A 19,545-nucleotide genomic window follows, 5' to 3' on the forward strand; every position below is an offset into this window, starting at 1 on the left:
GACGCTCCGGGAGGAGACCGGCGCAGCACCCGAGTAGCGTGAGGGCGTTCCCGAGCCGAAGACACACGAAGGCGGTCCCCGCATGGCACACGTCCCCACGGTCGTCGGAGTGAGCGGCAGCCCCACTCATCCCTCCCGCACCACCGTCCTGGTGGACGAGGTCGCGCGGTCGTTCGCTGAGGCGATCGGCGGCTCGCACCGCACGATCGAGCTCGCGCCGCTCCTGGGCCAGCTCGGGGCCGGCCCGTTCCGGTCGCACCTCGGGCCGGAGGTCGTGGAGGCGTTGGAGGCCGTCGAGGCAGCGGATGTCATCGTCGTCGGGTCGCCGGCGTATCGCGCCACCTACACGGGCCTCTTCAAGCTCTTCTTCGACCACATCGGGCAGTACGCCCTCGTCGACAAGCCGATCGTGCTCACGGCGACCGGCGGCAGCGACCGTCACGCGCTCCTCGTCGAGCACCAGATGCGTCCGCTCTTCGGGTTCTTCCAGTCGTTGACGCTCCCACTCGGCATCTACGCCGCCGAGAGCGACTTCGCCGACTACGCGATCACCTCGGACGATCTCCGGGGTCGCATCGACACCGCGGTCAACCGGACCGTGCCGCTGGTGCGCGCCCACATCGACCCGGACTCCCGCTACGCGAACGCGGAGTTCGCGCGGCCGGACGCTTTCTGACCGGTCCTGTCTACCGGGCCGGGTGCGCCGCCTCGAGGAGGCGGGCGAACGCGTCCAGTCGTTCGGCGTTCTCCCGGTCGTAGAAGAAGCTCAGCTTCGGGCCGTGCTCCGGCTTGATCGTCACCAGCTTCGCGCTGCGCTGGAGCACCGGCCGGAAAGCGAGGTGGAAGCGTTGCGCATCGGCGAACCCGAAGACCTCGAGCACGCGTCCGTCCAGGGTCAGCAGGGTGGTCGGGTTCGCCCAGACCTCGTGCGGTTCCATGGGGGCAGCCTAGCGAGGGCCAGTGTCCACGCGTCGCTCGTCCGCGCGCCCGTTCCGGCGGGTGCGGGCTGTCCGCTCCGGTGGATCGGAGGGGAGCCCGCGCGAGAAGACCAGCGAGATCAGCGTGATCGCTGTCAGGCCGAAGAAGGCGATGCGCAACGATGAGACCTGGGCGTCCCGGTAGATGCCGGTGAGGGTCTGCGCGTCCTCGGACGACAACCCGGCCTCCGCCGCGATCTCATCCACGCTCGACGCCGGCACGATCGCGACGCCGCCCTCGGTCCGCTGCTGGATCTCGGACTGCACGGATTGCGGCAAGGAGCTGGCCGCGACGCCGGAGGCGAAGGAGGTGGCGAGGGCGCCGATGAGCACGGAACCGATCAGGGCGGTCCCGAGGGAGGAACCGAGGTTCTGGAACACACCCTGAAGGCCGCCGACCTCGCTCGTCTGCGTCTCGTCGACGCTCGACATGTTGACGTTCCCGAGCTGGGAGGCGAGCAGTCCGAGCGCGGCCCCGGTGAGGAACATCCCTGCGGCGAAGAGCCCGCTGCGCAGATCCGTCGTCACCGAGCCCAACAGCAGGAGGGCGCTTCCGACCAGCACGACCTGACCGACGAGCACGATGCGCCGCGGCGACCAGCGGCGGGACAGCGTCGTGCCGACGATCGAGAACAGGATCAGAGCGATCGATAGCGGGAAGACCTTGATCCCCGTCTGCAGAGCGTCCAGGCCGAGCGTCATCTGCAGGTAGACGGGCACCATGAAGAACAGGCCGGCGGTCACCGCATACTGCGCACCGAGCACGGTGAGCCCGCTGCGCAGCCGCCGGATCGAGAACACCTCCACGTGGACCAGCGGCGGCCTCCCGGACCGCACCAGCTGCGTCTGGCGGCGGACGAAGCCCCAGAGCAGCATCGCGCCCAACAGGATCAGCCAGGCGGTGGGCGAGATCCCCAGAGGAGCGATCGTGACGCCGCCGATCTCCGGAGGCTGCAGCGGGATGATCCACCCCCAGACCTTGCTCTGCAGCATCCCGTACACGACGGAGACGAGTCCCGCTGCGGAGAGCACCACGCTCCAGATGTCGATGCGCGCCGGTTGCCGCCCGATCGGATCCGGGATGGCGCGGGTGAAGACGACGACGACCGCCATGATCACGACTTCTGCCACGAACACGTAGCGCCAGTCGAAGTAGGTGGTCACGAATCCGCCGATCAGCGGACCGGCCGCGACCGCCGCCCCGGAGACCGCGCCGATCACGGCGTAGGCGGTGATGCGGTCGCGCCCCCGGTAGCTGCCGGCGATGAGGGCGGCGATCGCCGGGATGACCAGCACCGCACCGAGCCCCTCGACGACGGACCAGCCGAGGAACAGGACCCCGATGTTCGGAGCCAGCGCGGTGGTGAGCGAACCGACGGCGTAGACGATCGACCCGATGACGAACGCGCGCCGGCGCCCCCACACATCGCCGAGCTTGGCGCCGACCAGCATGAACGCGGCCATCGTGAGCGTGTAGAACGTGATGGCCGCCTGCATCGCGGTCACGGTCGTGTGCAGGTCCGCCACGACCGTCGAGATGGAGACGTTCATCACGGTGCCGTCCAGAACCATGACGAACTGCGCGCTGCCGAGGATGAGGACGACGGACCACTTGCGCATACCGCCACCGGCTTCCTCACTCAGAGCATCGTGCGGCCAGTATTCACCATCGCGAGCGTGGGATGGCAGGGGGAACGACGAATCGCCTCCGCGGCTTCGCGTTCGACGGCGCCCGGGGCCCCTCGCGGCAGGGGCCGGGACGACACCAGCGACAGACAGCAAAAGGGAGAAGCCAGTTCGCTGCGCGAACCAACTTCTCCCTTTTGCTGTCTGGTCGGGGTGCACCCTCCCGCTACCCCGAACGCCGCCTCACGCTTCGCGTTCAGCGGCGCCCGGGGCCCCTCGCGGCAGGGGCCGGGACGACACCAGCGACAGACAGCAAAAGGGAGAAGCCAGTTCGCTGCGCGAACCAACTTCTCCCTTTTGCTGTCTGGTCGGGGTGCACCCTCCCGCTACCCCGAACGCCGCCTCACGCTTCGCGTTCAGCGGCGCCCGGGGCCCCTCGCGGCAGGGGCCGGGACGACACCAGCGACAGACAGCAAAAGGGAGAAGCCAGTTCGCTGCGCGAACCAACTTCTCCCTTTTGCTGTCTGGTCGGGGTGACAGGATTTGAACCTGCGGCCTCTTCGTCCCGAACGAAGCGCGCTACCAAGCTGCGCCACACCCCGATGGCCTTGAAGGCCTCATCTAGGATACACGAGCGCGAGGGGTGCTGATGACCACTCGGGCCCTCACGCCGCCGCCGTCAGCGTCACCAGCGTCGCCTCAGGACGGCACGCGAAGCGCACCGGCGCGTAGATCGACGTGCCGAGGCCGGCCGAGACATTGAGGAAGGCGGAGCGGAAGGCATGACGCCAGATGCTCAGGCCCTTGACCTGCTTGCGCGGGATGTCGCAGTTCGTGACGAGAGCGCCGTAGCCGGGTACGCAGACCTGGCCGCCGTGCGTGTGCCCGGCGAAGATCATCGCCGCACCGTAGGTGACGAACGCGTCCAGCACCCGACGATAGGGCGCGTGCACGACCCCGAGCGTGACCGTCGGTCGCGCCACTGCGGGCGCGTCTTCCGGCCAGGTCGCATCGTCGCTGTACGGATCGTCCTCGCGGAGCTCGTCCAGCGCGCCGGGGATGGCCTCCACTCGGTCATAGCGGATGTGCGGGTCGTTGACGCCGAACAGCTCCAGGTGCGTGCCCCGGATGTCGAGCGCGCCGACGGCGTTGTTGAGGTCTAGCCACCCGAGGTCGCGCAAGTATGCCGTCAACGACGCGTTGTCGAGCCGCGGCGCGGTCGAGCCGTTCTTCTTCGATGGGCCGGAGAAATACTTGAGCGGGTTCTTCAGCTGGGGGCCGAAGTAGTCGTTCGAACCGTGCACGAATACGCCGGGCGTCCCACGGAAGGCGTCGAGCGCGGCGCGAACGCCCACCAGGCCGTTCTCGTGGCTCAGGTTGTCTCCCGTATCAACGACGAGATCCGGCTTCAGCGCGGCGAGCGAACGCACCCACTCCTGCTTGTCGCGCTGCCACGGCGCCATGTGCAGATCGGAGAGGTGCAGCACCCGGATCGGCTCCGAACCGGCCGGCAGCACCGGGACCGAGACCTCACGGAGCGTATAGGCGCGGCGTTCGATGAGCGAGCCGTAGGCGAACGCGGCCGCTCCCGCCGCACCGAGCACCGCGAGCGCGGTACCCAGCGGGCGGAGGGCGGAGCCGCGTCCCACTAGCCGTTGCCCGGCGTCGGCGCTGTGGCAGGTGCAGCCGCTACGGTCAGGGTGATCTGCGTGCCCTGCTTCGCAGCGGTGTTCGCAGCGGGATCCTGGGACTGCACGATCGCATCCCCTCCGCCGCTGCCGGAGATCTTGACGCTGAAGCCCGCCCCCGTCAACGCCTTCTGAGCGTCGGACGCTTTCTGGCCGACCACGTTCGGGACGACGGCGAGAGAGCCGTTACTGGTGAAGATCGTCACAACGGTGCCCTTGCCGACCGAACTGCCTCCGGCGGGATCCGTGGCAGAGACGGTCCCGGCAGGCTGCGCGGAGTCCTGGGGGCCGCCGTCCGCACTCTCGAGGCCGAGCCCCTTGAGAACGTTCTTCGCCTCGTCCGGCGACTTGCCCGCGAGGTCGGGGACGGTGATCTGGACACCGCGGACGAGCTTGTCCGGCGCGGCCGGGAAGTCGTCGCCGCCGTACTTTCCGACGGCAGCCGACATCATCGCGCGCTGCACAGCGGTACGGGCGAGCGCAGGAGTGGTCCCGTGCGTCGGGTAGATGCGTCGCATGTCCTGGTGACCGGTGATGTTGCCGACCCAGTACGCACCCGCGACCTTCGTCGTGGCGGCGACGAGCCAGAGCTGCTCGTTGCCGTCGGTCGTACCGGTCTTGCCGAGCATGTCCTTGCCGGTGGTGTTCATCCCGGCAGCGGTTCCGCTCTGGACCGGCCCCTGCAGGGCTTTGGCCATGGTGTTCGCCACGGTCGGGTCGATGGACTGCGTGCACTTGGTCGCGGGAGGCGCGACCTCCTTGCCGCTGCCGTCGATGATCTTGTCGATGGCGACGGGGGTGCACGTGAGGCCGTTGTTCGCGATTCCGGCGAACGCGGTGGCCATGGTCAGCGGTGCGATGTTGTTCGTACCGAGCACCGACGCCGGGTCGGAGTTCAGCTCGGCGTTGGTGGCGGTGTGGACGCCGAACGCCTCGGCGTCGTTCTTGATCTCGCACAGGTCCAGCTGCGACGCCATCGAGACGAATGCTGTGTTGATGGAGTTGGTGGTGGCGTTCTGCGCGCTGCGCTGACCTTCTTCGCCGCCCGAGTCGTTCGTCGGCCGGTAGGTGCCGCTCCAGTCGCCGGTGCACGAGTTCTTGAACTTCGTGTACGTGCGGACGTTCGCGTTCACGGTCTCGTTCAGCGAGTGACCTTGCTTGAGCCACTCGGCCAGCGTGAACACCTTGTACGTCGATCCGACCTGGAAGCCTCCGGAGCCGCCGTAGGCGTAGTCCGTCGCGTAGTTGATCGCGCTGAACCTGGCGTCGCTCGCGGCCTCTTCCCCGTCCTGCGTATAGTCCTTGTTCTGCGCCATGTAGAGCACGCGTCCGGTGCCCGGCTGCACACCCACGAGCACGCCGCCGAGGTCGACCTTGTAGGTCTTCGGGACGTAGGAGTTCAAGGTCTCCTCGGCGACCTGCTGCAGGTCGAGGTCGAGTGAGGTGTAGATCTTGTAGCCGCCGCGGTTGAAGTTCGCCGAGCGGGTGTCGTCGTCCTTGCCGAAGGTCGGGTCGTTGAGGATGATCTTCTGCACGTAGTCGCAGAAGTACGCCGAACCGCCTGCCGTCTGGCAACCGCGCACTGACGGGGTGATGACCGGCTGGATGGGCGTCTTGACCGCCTCGTCATACTGCGCCTTGGTCAGCTTCTTGTACTGGTACATCTTCTGCAGGATGTAGTCGCGGCGCTCTTTGTTCTTGGCGTAGCCGTTGGCGGCGCCGTTCGTCTCGGAGTCCGGATTGTCCAGCTTGAGCGAGGTGGGCTCGTTCACGATGGCGAGGAGGCTGGCCGACTGCGCCGGCGTCAGGGCGGCCGCTGTGGTGTTGAAGTAGTAGCGCGCCGCGGCCTCGATGCCGTACACCGAGCCGCCGAAGCCGGCGATGTTGAGGTACCCGACGAGGATCTGGTCCTTCGTGTACTTCTTCTCGAGACCGATGGCGTACTTCATCTCCTTGACCTTGCGGTCGGGGGTGACGCCCGTCGAGTCGTCGACGCAGTTCTGGTACGCCTTCTTCTGCTCGTCGGTCTTGACGGGCATCGCCTCGCACTTCTGCAGCAGCACGTTCTTGACGTACTGCTGGGTGATGGACGACCCGCCCTGCACCCCGCCGCCGGACACGGTCGACAGGACGCCGCGCATGGTGCCCTGGATGTCGACGCCGCCGTGGCTGTAGAAGCGGGGGTCCTCACCGGCGATCGCCGCATCCTTGGCGGCCTGGGAGATCTGGCCGAAGGTGACGGGGAGGCGGTTCTGGGAGTAGAAGGTCGCGAGAGCGCGGTCGGAGCCGTCGGAGTTCTTCGCGTAGATGGTGGTCGGCTGGGCGAGCGTGCCGATCTCGAGGTACTCGGGAAGGCCCTCGAACACGCCGATGCCGTTGTTGGCGGCCATACCGGTCACGGCGATCGCCGGCGTGACAGCGGCAGTGACCAAGAGCCCAGCGACGGCGCTCATACCGAGGAATCCCCCGAGTGCGCCGAGCATAACTCTAGCCCGTGGTTTTTTCGCAGACATAGGATCAGAGTAGGTGATCAACCTGATAAACGCCCCGAACGCAAGGAGCACGATGCCGCGCTGGGAATACCTCACGACGCCCCTGATGATCCACAACACCGCCGCCATCCTCAACAACTGGGGCTCGGAGGGGTGGGAGTTGGTCCAGGTGGTGACCGGTCCGGAGGGCGGTCTGGTGGCCTACCTCAAGCGTCCGGTGACCGACGGGGCGGACGCCTGATGGGCGCCGTCGAGGCGCGCCTGGCCGAGCTCGGGATCGACATCCCGAGCGTCGTGCCGCCCGTCGCCGCGTACACGCCCGCCGTGATCGACGGCCACCACGTCTACACGTCCGGCCAGCTGCCGATGGTGTCGGGCGCGTTGCCCGCCACCGGCAAGGTCGGTGAGGGGCACGGTCTGATCCCGGCCGCCGATGCCAAGGAGTACGCCCGCACGAGCGCCCTCAACGCCCTCGCAGCGGTCAAGAGCGTCCTCGGCTCCCTCGACCGGGTGACCCGCGTCGTCAAGGTCGTCGGCTTCGTCGCCTCCGACCCGGCGTTCACCGGTCAGCCCGGTGTCATCAACGGCGCCTCCGAGGTGCTCGGCGAGATCTTCGGCGACGCGGGCGTCCACGCCCGGTCGGCGGTCGGCGTCGCGGTGCTCCCACTCGACTCGCCCGTCGAGGTCGAGATCGTCGTCGCGTTCGAGTAGAGCGTCTACAACGCGAAGGGGCGGTGCCGCACGGCACCGCCCCTTCGTCGTCTATTCGGCTAGGAGAGCTTGCTCTGGATGGAGCTCATCACCGCGGTGTCGGCGAGAGTCGTCGTGTCGCCGACCTCCCGGCCCTCGGCGACGTCCTTGAGCAGGCGGCGCATGATCTTCCCGGACCGCGTCTTCGGCAGCTCGGTGACGACGAAGATGTCGCGCGGGCGGGCGATCGCCCCGATCTGCTCAGCCACGTGCTTGCGCAGCTCGGCCGCCACATCGATCGACTGCGCGGTCTCGAGCTGGTTCTCCTTGATGATGACGAACGCGACGACGGCCTGGCCGGTCGTCTCGTCCTCCGCTCCGACCACCGCGGCCTCGGCCGTGAGGGGATGGGCGACGAGCGCCGACTCGATCTCCGCCGTGGAGAGACGGTGACCGGAGACGTTCATCACGTCGTCGACCCGGCCCAGGAGCCAGATCTCGCCGTCCTTGTCGTAGCGCGCGCCGTCACCGGCGAAGTACTTGTCACCGAACTTCGACCAATAGGTCTCGACGAAGCGGTCCGGGTCGCCCCAGATGCCGCGCAGCATGCTCGGCCACGGCTCGGTGACCACGAGGAGGCCGCCCTGATCCTTGCCGACCTCGACGCCGGCCTCGTCGAGGATGGCGATCGAGACACCCGGCAGTGGGACCTGCGCGCTGCCCGGCTTGAGGGTGGTGACGCCGGGCAGAGCGGAGATCATGATGGCGCCCGTCTCCGTCTGCCACCAGGTGTCGACGATGGGAGTCCCGCCACCGCCGATGACATCCCGGTACCACATCCACGCCTCGGGGTTGATGGGCTCGCCCACCGAACCGAGCACACGGAGGCTCGACAGGTCGAACCGCTGCGGGTGCTGGCGACCGAGCTTCATGAACGAGCGGATCGCGGTCGGGGCGGTGTAGAAGATCGAGACCTTGTACTTCTCGATGATCTCCCACCAGCGGCCGGGATGCGGGGTCTCCGGGGTGCCCTCGTACAGCACCTGGGTGGCGCCGTTGGCGAGGGGACCGTAGACGACGTAGCTGTGGCCGGTGATCCAGCCGACATCGGCCGAGCACCAGTACACGTCGCTCTCGGCGTGCAGGTCGAAGACGTTCTTGTGGGTGAACGAGGCCTGCGTCAGGTAGCCGCCGGAGGTGTGGAGGATGCCCTTCGGCTTGCCGGTGGTGCCGGAGGTGTAGAGGATGAACAGCGGCTGCTCGGCAGGGAACGCCTTGGCCACGTGATCGGCGTCGACCTGGGCGATCTCGTCCTGCCACCAGAGGTCGCGGCCGTCGGTCCACGCCACGTCGTTGCCGCCGCGCTTGACGACGAGCACGTGCTCCACGCTGCTCTCGGCACCGGTCAGCGCGGCATCCACCGCGTCCTTCAGCGGGAACACGCGGCCCTTGCGCCAACCGCCGTCGGCGGTGATGACGAGCTTCGCCTCGGCATCGTCGATGCGCGAGCGCAGGCTCTCGGCGCTGAAGCCGCCGAAGACGACGGAGTGCACCGCGCCGATGCGCGCCACGGCGAGCATCGCGATGACGGCCTCGGGGATCATCGGCAGGTAGATGGCCACGCGGTCGCCCGCCTGGATGCCGAGGCTGGTCAGCAGGTTGGCGGCCTTCTTCACCTCGGCGGTGAGCTCGGCATAGGTCAGCGAGACCGAGTCGCCCGGCTCGCCCTCCCAATGGATCGCGACGCGGTCGCCGTTGCCGGCGAGCACGTGACGGTCGAGGCAGTTGTACGCGACATTGAGCTCGCCGTCGTCGAACCACTTCGCGAACGGCGGGTTGGTCCAGTCGAGCGTCCGCGTGAACGGCTTGTGCCAGTGGAGGAGCTCGCGGGACTGGTCGGCCCAGAATCCGAGGCGGTCCTCGGACGCGCGTTCGTAGAGATCGGCGGTCGCCACGGCATTCGCGGCGAACTCCTCGCTCGGCGAGAACCGTCGGGCTTCATGGAGCAGGTTGTCGATTGTGTTGCTCATGGGGAGTCTGTTCGCTCCTTTGCGATGCTGATTGTTCTGTCGTGGCGCGACAATGCCTGACTCTACAACCTCACGAAGACCTCCCTCGCGGAGACTTGCGTTTGCATTGATTCTGCGTAAACTTGGACCCGGCCGAATGTAAATTCGTGCGTGCGGCGCAAACGATTCCCCCCAATCCTGCGCCGCAGTGGCCGCACCTGTTCCCCCCAATAGGTGCGGCCCCCCTTTTTTTAACGATCTGTTACATCGCTCGCCTACAACGCTGTGGGGAAACGGGCTTCTCCACAGATCGGCCGCTCGAGCGGCCCGGACCTCTCGGCATCGGATTGGCTCGGGGGATGTTCACCGAATCACGCCGGCCTCCGCACGCCGATCCGGGGCTCTGGGAGACCTTCGGCGTCCTCACGCCGTACCTCCTGCGTCCCGACATCACCGACCTGTTCATCACCGCGACGGGCGAACTGTGGAGCGACGGTGGGCCGGGCGGCTTGAAGCGCATCGACGACTGGCAGGCGGACGAACCGGAGGTGCGGCGCCTCGCGGTGCAGCTCATCGCCCGGGGCGGGCGGCACATCGACGAGGCGACGCCGTTCGTCGACGTGCGTCTGCGCGGCGGAGTGCGCGTCCATGCCGTGCTGCCGCCCGTGTCGACCGGAGGGACGCTGCTCTCCATCCGCATCCCGAGCCCCGAAGTGCTGACGCTGCCCGATCTCGTGGCGGCGGGATCGCTCAGCCCACCTCAGCGCGCGGTGCTCGATCGTGCGGTCGCCGCCCGCACCAACCTCCTCGTGACGGGCGCCGGCGGCGCGGGCAAGACGACGCTCCTGGCGGCTGTGCTCGCCCATGCGCCGCCCTCCGAGCGCATCGTGGTGATCGAGGATGTCGCGGAGCTGCGCATTCCGCATCCGCATGTCGTCGGGCTCCAGTCGCGGCAGCCGAACCTGGAAGGCGCGGGCGGCGTCGGTCTGCGCCGTCTTGTGCGGGAGGCGCTCCGCATGCGCCCGGACCGTCTGGTCCTGGGGGAGTGCAGGGGAGAGGAGATTCGAGACCTCCTGGCTGCGCTCAACACGGGGCACGACGGCGGTGCGGGCACCCTCCACGCGAACTCGCTGCTCGACGTGCCGGCACGCTTGGAGGCGCTCGGTGCGCTCGCAGGTCTAAGCGAGCACGCTCTGGCCCGGCAGGCGGTCAGCGCGATCGGTCTGGTCGTCCACGTCGAGCGCAGCGGGACCAGTCGGCGCGTCGCCGGCTTCGCGCGACTGGCCGTCGGAGCGGACGGACGGCTCGGGGTCCGTGCGCTGACGGTCACCGAGGACGATGCCTCCGCGGGGAGCGGGGAATGAGCCGGCTGCGCGACAGTGAGGAAGAGGCCGAGCGGATCGCGTCCGCGGCCGAAGGGCTGGCCGTCCTGCTCGACGCCGGCATCGCGCCGTCATCGGCGTGGCGGCATGTCGGGCGAGCGAGCCTGCACCCGGTCATCCGGCAGGTGGCGGCCCGAATCGAGGGTGGGTCGGCCGTCGAGGATGCGCTCACGGCAGAGGCCGGCGCCCCGGGGCGCGACGGCGGCGTGGCGGCGCTGTCAGCCGTGTGGAGTGTCGCCGTCGCAGCGGGGTCGCCGCTGAGCCCGGCACTGCGCGGAGCAGCGGCGGCCCTGCGCGACAGAGCAGAGGTCGCCCGCGAAGTGGAGGTCGCCCTCAGTGGACCTCGCTCGACGGCCCGGCTGGTGGGGTGGCTCCCGCTCGTCGGTCTCGGGTTCTCCCTGCTCCTGGGCGTCGACGTGCTGGGCGTGCTGACCGGCTCACCCATCGGACTGGGGCTTCTCGGGGCGGGAGGGGCGCTGGGCGTTGTTGGCCGGGTGTGGACGGCGGCCCTCGTGCGGCGATCGACGCCGCGTGGTGGGGTCCCCGGACTGGAGGAGGAGCTCATCGTGATCGCGCTGAGTTCGGGACTCTCGATCGAGCGGTCCCGGCGGCTGGCCGCGGAGACGTTCGGCATGGCCGAGCTGGCGACGGCCGAGAGCTCCGCGGTTGACGGCGTGCTCGAGCTCGCCGAGCGCGCCGGTGCCCCCGCGGCCGAGCTGCTCGCGTCCGCAGCGGAGCAGCACCGGCGCTCCGCTCGTGCCTCGGGCCGCCGCGCCGCCGCCGACCTCGGCGTCCGGCTCCTTCTACCGCTCGCGCTGTGCGTTCTCCCCTCGTTCCTTCTTCTGGGCGTCGCGCCGATGGTGCTCGGTCTCATCTCCTCCACCGTCGAGGGCTTCTGACATGTTCTCCACCGATTCAGCCTTTCCGGGCCACCGCGTCCGCCTGCGTCGAAAGATGGAAACACGCACCGCGACCAACGGAGCGGGCGTCCGAACAGAGGGGGAGCGATCGACATGGACGGATGGGGACGAGGACGAGTGCGGGACGCGCTGCAGGATGAGAAGGGAGCTGCGACGGCGGAGTACGCGATCATCACCGTGGCCGCGGTGGGTATCGCCGGACTCCTCGCGCTCGTGCTCCGCAGCGACGAGGTCCGGGGACTACTCACGGATCTGGTGCACCGTGCGCTCACCATCGCCGGCTGAGAGCGACCGCGGGAGTGTGACGGCGGAGTTCGCCGCTGCCCTCCCCGCGGCGCTCGTCTGCCTGGCCGTGGGTGTCGGAGCTGTGCAGGCGGGCGGGCAGCAGCTCCAGTTGATCGATGCGGCCGCCGTCGATGCGCGCATGCTCGGACGCGGAGACGAGCCCCGGTCCCTCGGCTCGGATGCGGTGCCGAGAGTGGAGCGGGCGACCGAGCGGCAGCAGGGGATGGTGTGCGTGACGCTGTCCGCGCCGACCACGGTCCTGGGGCTCGGCGGCGCGGGCCTGCGCGTCAGAGGGCGCGCGTGCGCGCTGGACGAGTCCGCTCAGGAGCCGGGGGCTCAGCTCAGAGGAGACGAGTGATGGTCGCGTCGAACCGAGGAGGGGACTCCGGCGGAGAAGAGGGAGGGGCGAGCGTGCTGGTTCTTGCGATCGTCGGGGCGCTCGCTGCGGTGCTCGCGGCGACACTCGTCGTGAGCGGCGTCCATGTCGGGCAACGACGAGCGGCCGCGGCTGCCGACCTGGCCGCCCTCGCTGCCGCGGATGCGGCCGTCGGCAGAGTGAGCGGGGAGCCGTGCGTGATCGGGGCTCAGGTGGCGGCAGCGAACGGCGCGGTCCTCGATCAGTGCGTCGCGGACGGAGTCCGCGTGCTCGTCGGCGTCGGTGTCGCACTGCCCGGGGGCCTGCGCGTCACCGGTCGGGCTCGTGCCGGACCGCCTGGAGCGGATCAGTCGAACAGCGTCTCCCGGTAGCGGTAACCGACCGCGCTCGGCCGATCAGCGTTCGCATCGGCTGATGCGTACTCGGTGTCCGTACCGGAGACACGGATATAGAGGTAGCGCTTTCCGCCGCCGGCGGCGGTGATCTCCAGGCGGGGGCGCGGGTCGCCGGAGGGGAGGAACTCGGTGGTGATCGTCTTGCCCTCGAGGGGGCCGTCCGTCAGCTTGGCGGTGTACGTCGTCAGTGATGTCGTTGCCATACCTCCATTGTCCTCAGCCCACCCTCCGCCGCAAGAGATCATCAGTCCCCGAGGCCTGCGCCCGGAGCGAACGTCGCGGGCCGGATTAGGCACACCGTCGGGCAAGGTGTGTATGGTTTGCCTGTTGGGCCGTCCGGCCCACGCTCGTCCGGCTTTGCGCCGAGGACCGGGCTCCGCGGGTGAACCGCGGGAGCGTGCTACCGACATCGGTCGGGGCGACATCGTCGTACATATAAGAGGAGTCAGGTGCCTGACACGAAGAAACTCGTCATCGTCGAGTCTCCGAACAAGGTGAAGTCGATCGCCCAGTATCTGGGCGACGGATACGAGGTGATGGCCTCCGTCGGCCACATCCGTGACCTGATCGAGCCCAAGAACCTGCCGCCGGAGCTCAAGAAGGGGTCGCTCGGGAAGTTCTCGGTCGACGTCGAGAAGGACTTCGAGCCGTACTACGTGGTCTCCGACCAGAAGAAGAAGACCGTCGCCGACCTCAAGCGCGCGCTCAAGAACGCGGACGAGCTCTTGCTCGCCACTGATGAGGACCGCGAAGGAGAGGCCATCGCCTGGCACCTCATCGAGGTGCTCAAGCCGAAGGTCCCGGTCAAGCGCATGGTCTTCCACGAGATCACCCGCGAGGCCATCGAGAAGGCGCGCGACAACACCCGCGAGATCGACACGGCGCTCGTCGACGCCCAGGAGACCCGCCGCATCCTCGACCGTCTGTACGGCTACGAGGTGTCGCCGGTGCTCTGGCGCAAGGTCGGACCGGGCCTGTCCGCCGGCCGCGTCCAGTCCGCCGCCACGCGCCTCGTCGTGGACCGCGAGCGCGAGCGCCTCGCGTTCGTCCCCGCCTCCTACTGGGGCCTGACCGCCCAGCTCGCCCCGGAGGACGCCTCCTCCTTCCAGGCCCGCCTCGCCCGGGTCGACGGATCCCGCGTGGCGACCGGCCGCGACTTCGACGACCACGGCCGCCTCACCTCCGACGCCCGCACACTCGACGAGGACGCCGCGCAGGCGCTCGCCGCGGCGATCCGCCAGCCGAGCACGGTCGTGGCCGTCTCGAAGGTGGACTCCAAGCCGTACTCGCGCCGGCCGGCCGCGCCGTTCACGACCTCCACGATGCAGCAGGAAGCCGCCCGCAAGCTCCGCTTCTCGGCCCGCCAGACGATGAGCGTCGCGCAGACGCTGTACGAGAACGGCTACATCACCTATATGCGCACCGACTCCGCGTCGCTGTCGCAGCAGGCGACGACCGCCGCGCGCAACCAGGCGGCCAAGCTCTACGGCCCGGAGACCGTGCCGGAGAAGCCGCGCACCTACGCGTCGAAGAGCAAGAACGCTCAGGAGGCCCACGAGGCCATCCGCCCCTCCGGCGAGGTGTTCCGCACCCCGGCCGAGCTCGAGAAGGTGCTGCGGGGCAACGAGTTCCGCCTCTACGACCTGATCTGGAAGCGCACCGTCGCCTCGCAGATGGCCGACGCCAAGGGGCAGACGGCCTCCGTCACCGTCGAGGCGAAGATCGCCGAAGGGACGCTCGACGGAACCGTCGCAGAGTTCACCGCCAGCGGCACCGTGATCACCTTCCGCGGCTTCCTCAACGCGTACGAGGAAGGCAAGGACGAGGAGCGCAACTCCTCCGACGCGGCGGACGCCAAGCTCCCTCCGCTCGAACCGAAGCAGACGCTCGCCGTCGCCGAGGTGGAGGCCGACGGCCACGAGACCACGCCGCCGCCGCGCTACACCGAGGCGAGCCTGGTCAAGACGCTGGAGGAGCTCGGCATCGGCCGGCCGTCCACGTTCGCCAGCATCATCTCCACCATCATCGACCGCGGCTACGTCACTCAGCGCGGCCAGGCGCTCGTCCCCAGCTGGGTCGCGTTCTCGGTCGTCCGGCTGCTGGAGGAGTACTTCGGCGACCTGGTGCAGTACGACTTCACCGCCGAGATGGAGGACGACCTCGACCGGATCGCCGACGGCGCCGCCGAGCGGGTCGACTGGCTGAACAGCTTCTACTTCGGCAGCGACAAGCACAAGGGCCTGCGCCGGGTGATCGACAACCTCGGCGAGATCGACGCGCGCAGCATCAACTCGATCGCCATCGACGACGGCGTGACCCTGCGCATCGGCAAGTACGGTCCCTACCTCGAGGTGGCGGAGCCCGACGCGGCCGAGGATGCGACTCCCCGGCGCGTGAACCTCCCGCCGGAGCTCGCCCCGGACGAGCTCACCCCGGCCAAAGCCCACGAGCTGATCGACGCCCCGGTGCAGACCGACCGTGTGCTCGGCTCCAACCCCGAGACCGGCAAGATCGTGCTCGCGAAGGACGGCCGATTCGGTCCCTACGTGACCGAGGCCGATCCCGAAGAGGACCCGCAGGCCGACGCGAAGACCGGTGAGGTCGTCGAGAAGAAGAAGCCGGCGAAGAAGGCATCGGCTCCCAAGCCGCGCACCGCCTCCCTCTTCAAGTCGATGGACATCGCGACCCTCGACCTCGAGACGGCGCTCAAGCTGCTCGACCTCCCCCGGGTGGTCGGGACGGACCCCGACAGCGGCGACGAGATCCAGGCGGCCAACGGCCGCTACGGTCCGTACCTGAAGAAGGGCACGGACACCCGGTCGCTCACCAGCGAGGACGACATCTTCACGATCGACCTCGCCGGTGCGCAGGAGCTCTTCGCGCAGCCCAAGTACGGCAACCGCCGGGCCTCCAGCGCTCTCAAGGAGTTCGACGCCGACCCGGTCAGCGGCAAGCCGATCAAGGTCAAGGACGGCCGGTTCGGCCCGTACGTGACCGACGGCGAGACGAACGCGACCATCCCGCGCGGCGAGACGGTCGAGGAAGTCGACTTCGAGCGCGCCGTGCAGCTGCTCGCCGACAAGCGCGCCAAGGGCCCCGCCAAGAAGGCCCCCGCGAAAAAGACGACCACGCGCAAGGCGCCGGCGAAGACCACGGCGGCCAAGAAGGCCACGACCACGGCGAAGAAGACCACCACGGCCGCCAAGAAGGCCCCCGCGGCGAAGCCGGCGGCCGAGTGAGCGGGCTCTTCATCACGCTCGAAGGCGGGGACGGGGTCGGCAAGTCCACGCAGGCCGCGCTCCTGACGGAGTGGCTGCAATCGGAGGGGCGCACGGTCGTGCGCACCCGCGAGCCCGGCGGCACGGACGCCGGGGTCGAGATCCGCGAGATCGTCCTCCACCACCGCGGCGACATCGCCCCGCGTGCGGAGGCTCTGCTCTACGCGGCCGACCGCGCGCACCATGTGGCCACGCTGGTCCGTCCCGCGCTCGAGCGGGGCGACGTGGTCGTCCAGGACCGGTACATCGACTCCTCCGTCGCCTACCAGGGTGCCGGACGCGTCCTGGGCGGCGACGAGGTCCGCGACCTGTCGCTCTGGGCGACCGAAGGTCTGCTGCCGGATCTCACGATCCTGCTCGACCTCGACGAGACGACGGCGCGTGCCCGCCTCGACACCTCCCGCACCCGGTACGACCGGCTGGAGGCCGAACGCTCCGAGTTCCACGCACGCGTGCGTGCCGCCTTCCTCGAGCTCGCAGCGGCGGAGCCGGAGCGGTTCCTCGTCGTGGACGCGTCGCGACCCGTCGACGAGATCGCGGCCGACATCCGTCAGCGTCTCGCCGGCCGGGTCTGACCGGGCGGGTGTCCGCCGTGGACGCTAGCCTGGAACGCATGGCGGTGTGGGATGATCTGACGGGGCAGGACGACGCCATCGCGGTCGTCCGCGCCGCGTCCGACGGGGCCGACGCCCGCAGCATGACCCACTCCTGGCTGATCACCGGCCCGCCGGGATCGGGGCGCTCCAATCTGGCCTACGCCTTCGCCACCGCCCTGCTCAGCCCGGGCACGCCCGACGGGGATCTCGCGACGCGGCGCCAGGTCGAAGCGCGGACGCATCCCGACCTCGCGGTGCTCAGCACCGAGCGCGTCATCATCTCCATCGACGAGGTGCGCACGCTGGTGTCGAGCTCCCAGTTCGCGCCATCCGTGGGCCGCTACCGGGTGATGGTCATCGAGGACGCCGACCGCATGAGCGAGCGCACCTCCAACGTCCTGCTGAAGGCGCTGGAGGAGCCGCCGGAGCGGACGGTCTGGATCCTCTGCGCGCCGAGCGACGCCGACCTGCTCCCGACCATCCGCTCGCGCGTCCGCACCGTCCGGCTGAAGGTGCCCAGCGTGGCCGACGTCGCCACGCTCATCGAACGCCGGGACGGCGTCGACGCCGCGACCGCCGAGCGTGCGGCCCGCCACGCTCAGAGCCACATCGGCATGGCGCACCGCCTCGCGACGAACGAAGAAGCGCGCCGTCGCCGCTCCGAGACGCTCACGCTCGCCCTCGGCATCCGCTCCGTCTCCGGCGCCGTCCTCGCGGCGGCTTCGCTGCTCGAGATCGCCGGCGCCGACGCGAAGGCGATCACCGAGGAACGCGACGCCGAGGAGCGCGAGCACGCCCTGCGCTCGCTCGGCGTCGAGCCCGGCGGGACGGTGCCGCCGGCCTTGCGCGGCCAGCTGCGTCAGCTGGAGGAGGACCAGAAGCGGCGGGCGACGCGCAGCCTGCGCGACGGGATCGACCGCATCCTCGTCGACCTGCAGTCCCTCTACCGCGACGTGATGATGCTCCAGCTCGGCAGCGCCAGCGAGCTCGTGAACCTCGAGCTGCTGGATCGCCTGCAGGCTCTCAGCGCTCATTCGACTCCCGCCGCTACGCTCGCGGCGATGGACGCGGTCCAGGCGGCCCGCGAACGGATCGACGGCAACGTCGCGCCGGCGCTCGCGCTGGAGGCGATGCTCACCACCATCCTTCGCGGCACCGCCGCGCGAAAGGGGACCGACCTGTGACCACCCGTTCGGCCCGTCCCGGCGCCCGGCGCCGCACTCTGCGACTGGCGTCCGTCGCGATCGCCGCGATCGCCGCGATCGCGGCCCTCACGCTGTCCGGCTGCGTGACCTGGTTCATCCCGCCGAAGACGGCGGCGACCTCCACCCCGGTCCAGGAGGACGTCTCCGCCGCCCTCAAGCCCTTCTACGGCCAGGTGTTGAAATGGACCAGCTGCTCCGGCGGCATGCAGTGCACGACCGCGAAGGCGCCACTGAAGTGGGATGACCCGTCGGCCGGCGAGATCGAGCTCGCCCTCATCCGGCAGAAGGCCAAGGGCACCAAGCAGGGCTCCCTGCTGGTCAACCCCGGCGGCCCCGGCGCCTCCGGCTACGACTTCGTCAAGGACAGCGTCGGCTACGCGACCGACAGCACGCTGCAGGACCACTTCGACGTGGTGGGCTTCGACCCCCGCGGCGTCGGGCACTCCACCGCGGTGAAGTGCTACGACGCGAAGCAGATGGACGGCTACCTCTACGACATCACGCCCGGGGTGCGCGGTTCCGACGAATGGATCGCGGCCAACACGACATCTTCGACCGAGTTCGGCGCGGCGTGCTCCAAGAACACCGGGTCATTGCTCGACGAGGTGGACACCGTGAGCGCCGCCCGCGACCTCGACCTCCTGCGCGCCGTGCTCGGCGACACGAAGCTGAACTACCTGGGCTACTCCTACGGCACCTATCTCGGTGCGGTCTACGCCGACCTGTACCCGGGCAAGACCGGTCGGCTCGTGCTCGATGGCGCCCTCGATCCCGCGGCCAGCAACTTCGATGTGACGAAGGTGCAGGCGCAGGGCTTCGAGAGCGCGCTGCGGGCGTACCTGACCGACTGCCTCACCCAGAAGGACTGCCCGTTCGACGGGACCGTGGATCAGGGGATGAAGACCATCGCCGCGCTCCTGGCCTCCGTCGAGAAGAGCCCCATCCGCAACGCGGACGGTCGTGAGCTCGGCGCGAACACTCTCGTGACGGCGATCATCTACCCGCTGTACGACGCGACGGCGTGGTCGTACCTCAGCCAGATGTTCGAGTCGGTCATGCGGGGGAGCGCTTCCGTCGCCTTCACCCTGGCCGACGCGTACAACAGCCGGGACAGCGACGGCACCTATTCGGACAACTCGACCGAGGCCTTCATGGCGATCAACTGCCTGGACTACTCGTACGACGCCGACCCGGCCACGATGCGTGCGCAGGCGGCCGAGCTCGCCAAGGACGCGCCCGTGATCGGCCCGTACATGGCGTACGGCGACATCGGTTGCGCGACCTGGCCGTACAAGACGACCGTGAAGCGCGGCCCGATCGCCGCGGCGGGGTCCGCGCCCATCCTGGTCGTGGGCACCACCAACGACCCCGCGACCCCGTACGTGTGGGCGAAGAACCTCGCGGGCGAGCTGGAGAACGGCCACCTCCTCACCTACAAGGGCGAGGGTCACACGGCGTACAACAAGTCGAACTCGTGCGTGAACTCCACCGTCGACGACTTCCTCGTGAAGGGGACGCTGCCCGCCGACGGCAAGACGTGCTGACCGATCGGCGCGACGTCACACTCGGTCGGTCGAGTGGTGCAATTTTGCAGAGGATGAAATAATCTGCGTGTGACTGTGGCAC

At 69.1% G+C, this 19,545-nt stretch carries 18 protein-coding genes and 1 tRNA gene; 12 read left to right on the forward strand and 7 right to left on the reverse strand.

What is annotated here, in order from left to right; genetic code table 11:
• The first annotated feature begins 82 nt into the window (after nucleotides 1–82).
• The gene (gene msuE, locus FHX33_RS00195; protein ID WP_021765341.1) at nucleotides 83–676 is read left to right on the forward strand and encodes an FMN reductase; all 594 of its coding nucleotides are present in this window, start codon (nucleotides 83–85) and stop codon (nucleotides 674–676) included.
• Between the two features lie 10 nt (nucleotides 677–686).
• Here msuE and FHX33_RS00200 read toward each other — a convergent pair whose 3' ends face one another.
• The 5 genes from FHX33_RS00200 to FHX33_RS00220 all read right to left on the reverse strand — a co-directional run bounded on the left by FHX33_RS00200 (nucleotide 687) and on the right by FHX33_RS00220 (nucleotide 6,744).
• Nucleotides 687–938 (reverse strand): hypothetical protein, encoded by a 252-nt coding sequence (locus tag FHX33_RS00200; protein WP_021765342.1) that lies wholly within the window; start codon nucleotides 936–938, stop codon nucleotides 687–689.
• A 9-nt stretch (nucleotides 939–947) separates the two neighbouring features.
• Nucleotides 948–2,597 carry an MFS transporter gene (locus tag FHX33_RS00205; RefSeq protein WP_021765343.1) on the reverse strand — a complete coding sequence of 550 codons (1,650 nt, stop codon included), beginning with the start codon at nucleotides 2,595–2,597 and terminating at the stop codon, nucleotides 948–950.
• Nucleotides 2,598–3,128: 531 nt separating this feature from the next.
• Nucleotides 3,129–3,205 (reverse strand) — tRNA-Pro (locus FHX33_RS00210).
• A 63-nt stretch (nucleotides 3,206–3,268) separates the two neighbouring features.
• On the reverse strand, nucleotides 3,269–4,252 hold the full coding sequence (locus FHX33_RS00215; RefSeq protein WP_021765344.1) for a metallophosphoesterase: 984 nt from the start codon (nucleotides 4,250–4,252) through the stop codon (nucleotides 3,269–3,271).
• Complete coding sequence (locus tag FHX33_RS00220) at nucleotides 4,252–6,744, reverse strand: transglycosylase domain-containing protein (protein WP_246396850.1); 2,493 nt, start codon at nucleotides 6,742–6,744, stop codon at nucleotides 4,252–4,254. Before FHX33_RS00220 ends, FHX33_RS00215 begins: the two co-directional genes overlap by 1 nt.
• 112 nt (nucleotides 6,745–6,856) lie before the next feature.
• Here FHX33_RS00220 and FHX33_RS00225 point away from each other — a divergent pair, with 112 nt between their 5' ends.
• A complete protein-coding gene (locus FHX33_RS00225) occupies nucleotides 6,857–7,024 on the forward strand; it encodes a Sp36 family protein (protein WP_021765346.1) in 168 nt (55 codons plus the stop codon).
• Nucleotides 7,024–7,494 carry a RidA family protein gene (locus tag FHX33_RS00230; RefSeq protein WP_021765347.1) on the forward strand — a complete coding sequence of 157 codons (471 nt, stop codon included), beginning with the start codon at nucleotides 7,024–7,026 and terminating at the stop codon, nucleotides 7,492–7,494. Before FHX33_RS00225 ends, FHX33_RS00230 begins: the two co-directional genes overlap by 1 nt.
• A 59-nt stretch (nucleotides 7,495–7,553) precedes the next feature.
• On the opposite strand, the gene acs is transcribed toward FHX33_RS00230, so the two are convergent.
• On the reverse strand, nucleotides 7,554–9,503 hold the full coding sequence (gene acs / locus FHX33_RS00235) for an acetate--CoA ligase (RefSeq protein WP_021765348.1): 1,950 nt from the start codon (nucleotides 9,501–9,503) through the stop codon (nucleotides 7,554–7,556).
• 338 nt (nucleotides 9,504–9,841) lie between these two features.
• Here acs and FHX33_RS00240 point away from each other — a divergent pair, with 338 nt between their 5' ends.
• From FHX33_RS00240 to FHX33_RS00260, 5 genes are all read left to right on the forward strand, one after another.
• Complete coding sequence (locus FHX33_RS00240) at nucleotides 9,842–10,846, forward strand: TadA family conjugal transfer-associated ATPase (RefSeq protein WP_021765349.1); 1,005 nt, start codon at nucleotides 9,842–9,844, stop codon at nucleotides 10,844–10,846.
• The gene (locus FHX33_RS00245) at nucleotides 10,843–11,763 is read left to right on the forward strand and encodes a type II secretion system F family protein (RefSeq protein ID WP_183428036.1); all 921 of its coding nucleotides are present in this window, start codon (nucleotides 10,843–10,845) and stop codon (nucleotides 11,761–11,763) included. The genes FHX33_RS00240 and FHX33_RS00245 overlap by 4 nt, the downstream gene beginning before the upstream one ends.
• Before the next feature lie 114 nt (nucleotides 11,764–11,877).
• Complete coding sequence (locus FHX33_RS00250; protein ID WP_051336898.1) at nucleotides 11,878–12,069, forward strand: DUF4244 domain-containing protein; 192 nt, start codon at nucleotides 11,878–11,880, stop codon at nucleotides 12,067–12,069.
• 16 nt (nucleotides 12,070–12,085) lie between these two features.
• Nucleotides 12,086–12,427 (forward strand): TadE family type IV pilus minor pilin, encoded by a 342-nt coding sequence (locus tag FHX33_RS00255; protein ID WP_021758057.1) that lies wholly within the window; start codon nucleotides 12,086–12,088, stop codon nucleotides 12,425–12,427.
• Nucleotides 12,427–12,816 carry an Rv3654c family TadE-like protein gene (locus FHX33_RS00260; RefSeq protein WP_021758056.1) on the forward strand — a complete coding sequence of 130 codons (390 nt, stop codon included), beginning with the start codon at nucleotides 12,427–12,429 and terminating at the stop codon, nucleotides 12,814–12,816. The genes FHX33_RS00255 and FHX33_RS00260 overlap by 1 nt, the downstream gene beginning before the upstream one ends.
• Here FHX33_RS00260 and FHX33_RS00265 read toward each other — a convergent pair.
• Nucleotides 12,792–13,043, reverse strand: coding sequence for a hypothetical protein (locus FHX33_RS00265; protein WP_021758055.1), 252 nt, complete (start codon nucleotides 13,041–13,043; stop codon nucleotides 12,792–12,794). The genes FHX33_RS00260 and FHX33_RS00265 overlap by 25 nt on opposite strands.
• A gap of 246 nt (nucleotides 13,044–13,289) precedes the next feature.
• Here FHX33_RS00265 and topA point away from each other — a divergent pair, with 246 nt between their 5' ends.
• From topA to FHX33_RS00285, 4 genes are read left to right on the forward strand one after another with little or no spacing between them, the layout of a single operon-like run.
• The gene (gene topA, locus FHX33_RS00270; protein ID WP_021758054.1) at nucleotides 13,290–16,079 is read left to right on the forward strand and encodes a type I DNA topoisomerase; all 2,790 of its coding nucleotides are present in this window, start codon (nucleotides 13,290–13,292) and stop codon (nucleotides 16,077–16,079) included.
• On the forward strand, nucleotides 16,076–16,693 hold the full coding sequence (gene tmk, locus FHX33_RS00275; RefSeq protein WP_021758053.1) for a dTMP kinase: 618 nt from the start codon (nucleotides 16,076–16,078) through the stop codon (nucleotides 16,691–16,693). Before topA ends, tmk begins: the two co-directional genes overlap by 4 nt.
• A gap of 38 nt (nucleotides 16,694–16,731) precedes the next feature.
• A complete protein-coding gene (locus tag FHX33_RS00280) occupies nucleotides 16,732–17,898 on the forward strand; it encodes a DNA polymerase III subunit delta' (RefSeq protein WP_183428037.1) in 1,167 nt (388 codons plus the stop codon).
• Entirely contained in the window at nucleotides 17,895–19,463 is a 1,569-nt protein-coding gene (locus FHX33_RS00285; RefSeq protein WP_021759312.1) for an alpha/beta hydrolase, read from the forward strand. Before FHX33_RS00280 ends, FHX33_RS00285 begins: the two co-directional genes overlap by 4 nt.
• Nucleotides 19,464–19,545 lie beyond the last annotated feature (82 nt).

The organism is Leifsonia aquatica (assembly GCF_014190775.1).
GTDB classification, from domain to species: domain Bacteria; phylum Actinomycetota; class Actinomycetes; order Actinomycetales; family Microbacteriaceae; genus Leifsonia; species Leifsonia aquatica.

Coding starts and splice junctions, on each gene's coding strand:
- msuE (WP_021765341.1), top strand. CDS start 83: ATGGCACACGTCCCCACGGTCGTCGGAGTGAGCGGCAGCCCCACTCAT.
- FHX33_RS00200 (WP_021765342.1), bottom strand. CDS start 938: ATGGAACCGCACGAGGTCTGGGCGAACCCGACCACCCTGCTGACCCTG.
- FHX33_RS00205 (WP_021765343.1), bottom strand. CDS start 2,597: ATGCGCAAGTGGTCCGTCGTCCTCATCCTCGGCAGCGCGCAGTTCGTC.
- FHX33_RS00220 (WP_246396850.1), bottom strand. CDS start 6,744: ATGAGCGCCGTCGCTGGGCTCTTGGTCACTGCCGCTGTCACGCCGGCG.
- FHX33_RS00225 (WP_021765346.1), top strand. CDS start 6,857: ATGCCGCGCTGGGAATACCTCACGACGCCCCTGATGATCCACAACACC.
- FHX33_RS00230 (WP_021765347.1), top strand. CDS start 7,024: ATGGGCGCCGTCGAGGCGCGCCTGGCCGAGCTCGGGATCGACATCCCG.
- acs (WP_021765348.1), bottom strand. CDS start 9,503: ATGAGCAACACAATCGACAACCTGCTCCATGAAGCCCGACGGTTCTCG.
- FHX33_RS00240 (WP_021765349.1), top strand. CDS start 9,842: ATGTTCACCGAATCACGCCGGCCTCCGCACGCCGATCCGGGGCTCTGG.
- FHX33_RS00245 (WP_183428036.1), top strand. CDS start 10,843: ATGAGCCGGCTGCGCGACAGTGAGGAAGAGGCCGAGCGGATCGCGTCC.
- FHX33_RS00250 (WP_051336898.1), top strand. CDS start 11,878: ATGGACGGATGGGGACGAGGACGAGTGCGGGACGCGCTGCAGGATGAG.
- FHX33_RS00260 (WP_021758056.1), top strand. CDS start 12,427: ATGGTCGCGTCGAACCGAGGAGGGGACTCCGGCGGAGAAGAGGGAGGG.
- FHX33_RS00265 (WP_021758055.1), bottom strand. CDS start 13,043: ATGGCAACGACATCACTGACGACGTACACCGCCAAGCTGACGGACGGC.
- FHX33_RS00280 (WP_183428037.1), top strand. CDS start 16,732: ATGGCGGTGTGGGATGATCTGACGGGGCAGGACGACGCCATCGCGGTC.